This window comes from Thermus sp. NMX2.A1, assembly GCF_000511705.1.
In the GTDB taxonomy this organism is placed as follows: Bacteria; Deinococcota; Deinococci; order Deinococcales; family Thermaceae; genus Thermus; species Thermus scotoductus.
Window position 1 is genome coordinate 1 of sequence record NZ_ATNI01000089.1, and the last position, 1,940, is coordinate 1,940.

Annotated in this window: 2 protein-coding genes; one reads left to right on the forward strand and one right to left on the reverse strand. The window is 64.4% G+C overall.

From position 1 onward, the window contains the following. The first annotated feature begins 144 nt into the window (after nucleotides 1–144). Nucleotides 145–540 carry a hypothetical protein gene (locus tag TNMX_RS13575; RefSeq protein ID WP_015717635.1) on the forward strand — a complete coding sequence of 132 codons (396 nt, stop codon included), beginning with the start codon at nucleotides 145–147 and terminating at the stop codon, nucleotides 538–540. A 175-nt stretch (nucleotides 541–715) separates the two neighbouring features. On the opposite strand, the gene TNMX_RS10730 is transcribed toward TNMX_RS13575, so the two are convergent. Continuing rightward, entirely contained in the window at nucleotides 716–1,843 is a 1,128-nt protein-coding gene (locus TNMX_RS10730; protein WP_015717636.1) for a TIGR04053 family radical SAM/SPASM domain-containing protein, read from the reverse strand. Nucleotides 1,844–1,940: the final 97 nt, after the last annotated feature.

A 1,940-nucleotide genomic window follows, 5' to 3' on the forward strand; every position in this document is an offset into this window, starting at 1 on the left:
GGCATATCTACCTCCAAGGCCTAGTCTGGTCCCTGGCCTTCGGCCCGTCCATGACCGGGGTCAAGGGATCTTGGGGGCACGCCTTCCAAATCTCCCAGGAACCAGTTCACACTCCTAAGGGAGCAAGAAAGACCAGAATAGACCATGGTCGCTTTGAGAAAGCTCCTTCCCCCCTATACCCTCCACACCCCAGGCGGAGAAAGGGTATACCTGCCGGACCTTAAGGGGAAGATCCTGGTTCTCCTGCGGGACCCCGGGATGGCCCAGGCCCTGGCCCTCCGCCAGGAAGAGCTCGCTGCCCTCGAGGCCCAGGCCTTCCTCCTCGCCCAAGAAACCCACGAAAGCCCCTTGCCCATCCTCATGGACCGGGAAGGAAACCTGGTCCACGCCATCCCGGAAAAGGGCATACTGGTGGCTGATCCCTTCCTGGAGATCTACCACCTGGGGCCGGTGGAGGACGTGGAAGAAGTCCTGGAGTGGGTGTGCTTCACGGGAGCCCAGTGCCCGGAGTGCGTCCTCCCGGAGGCGGAATGGCTTTAAGGGTAAAGCGCGTTTACGAGCCAGCTTCCCCGGAGGACGGGGTGCGGGTGTAGCTGGGTTGCCTCTGGCCTCGAGGGCTCAGCAAGGAGAAGGCCCGGGTGAACTGGCGGGCCAAAGAGTTCGCCCCCCCGATGCCCTCCGCTTGCCTAACCGCACCCCACCCCCGCCCAAGCCCTCATCCTGCGCTGGAAACTTTGCCCACCTTCTCCAACCAAGCCGGGGGCACATAGACGCACCGGGGCTCGCTGGCCAGGTAATCCCCGGTTTCCGCCCAGGCCCTGGCCCGGCTTCCCCCGCACACAAAGCGGTACTCGCAGACCCCGCACTTCCCTTTGAGGAGGTCCTTATTGCGGAGTTCTTGAAAGAGTAAGCTATACCGGTAAATCTCCAGGAGAGACTTCTCCCGGATGTTGCCGGCGTAAACGGGCAAGAACCCCGAAGGGGCCACATCCCCGGTGGCGGACACGAAGACAAAGCCGTTGCCGTCCGTGACCCCAAGCCGGGAGTGCTCCATACCATCTTGGAAGTACTCCCGGTGGAGGCTTTCTCCCGCCGCCAGGGCCCGGTCCTGCGCACCCAGTTCCCTCCGCCTCTCCAACACCACCCGGCGAAAGTGGTGGGCTTCGGTGGTCTTTACATGGAAGGGGTAGGAAAGGGAAACCTCGTAAAGCCAGTGGAGCACTTCCTCAAACTGCCTGGCGGAGAGTTGCTTTAACAAGGCCCCCCGTCCCACGGGCACCAGGAAGAACAGGCTCCAAAGGACCACCCCCTTCTCCGCCAGGAGATCGGGTAGAGCCTGGATCTCCGGCCAGTTTTCCCGGGTCACGGTGGTGTTCACCTGGGTGGGAAGCCCCGCTTCCTTGGCCCATCCCAGGGCCGCCAGGGTCCGGGCAAAGGTGCCCTCCTCTCCCCGGAAGGCATCGTGGCTTTTCGGGCTTGCCCCGTCCAAGGAAAGGGCCAGCCGGGTCACCCCTGCCTCCTTGAGCTGGAACACCTTCTCCCGGGTGAGAAGGGGTGTGGCCGCCGGGGTGAGGCCCACCTTAAGCCCCAGCTCCCGGGCCCTTTGGATGAGGAAAAGGAGGTCGGGGCGGGCCAGGGGGTCTCCCCCAGTGAGGAGGAGGAGGGGCTTAGGGCGGTAGGTGGCCACCTCCTCTATAAGCCCCAAGCCCTCCTCCGTAGAAAGCTCCCCAGGCAGGGGGTGGGGCATGGCCGAGGCCCGGCAGTGGCGGCAGGCGAGGAGGCAGGCGTTGGTCACCTCCCAGGCCACCAGATACGGGTACTGGGCGAACTCAGGACGCTCCATGGGAGCAAGCTAACCGGAAGACTCCCTGCCGGCCATGACCGGAATCAAGGTCAAGCGGGGAGCGCCTGGGCGCTCCCCGCCCTCACCCCAGCAGGCT

Excerpts from the sequence above, each read along its gene's own strand:
- TNMX_RS10730 (WP_015717636.1), bottom strand. The coding sequence starts at position 1,843 with ATGGAGCGTCCTGAGTTCGCCCAGTACCCGTATCTGGTGGCCTGGGAG.
- TNMX_RS13575 (WP_015717635.1), top strand. The coding sequence starts at position 145 with ATGGTCGCTTTGAGAAAGCTCCTTCCCCCCTATACCCTCCACACCCCA.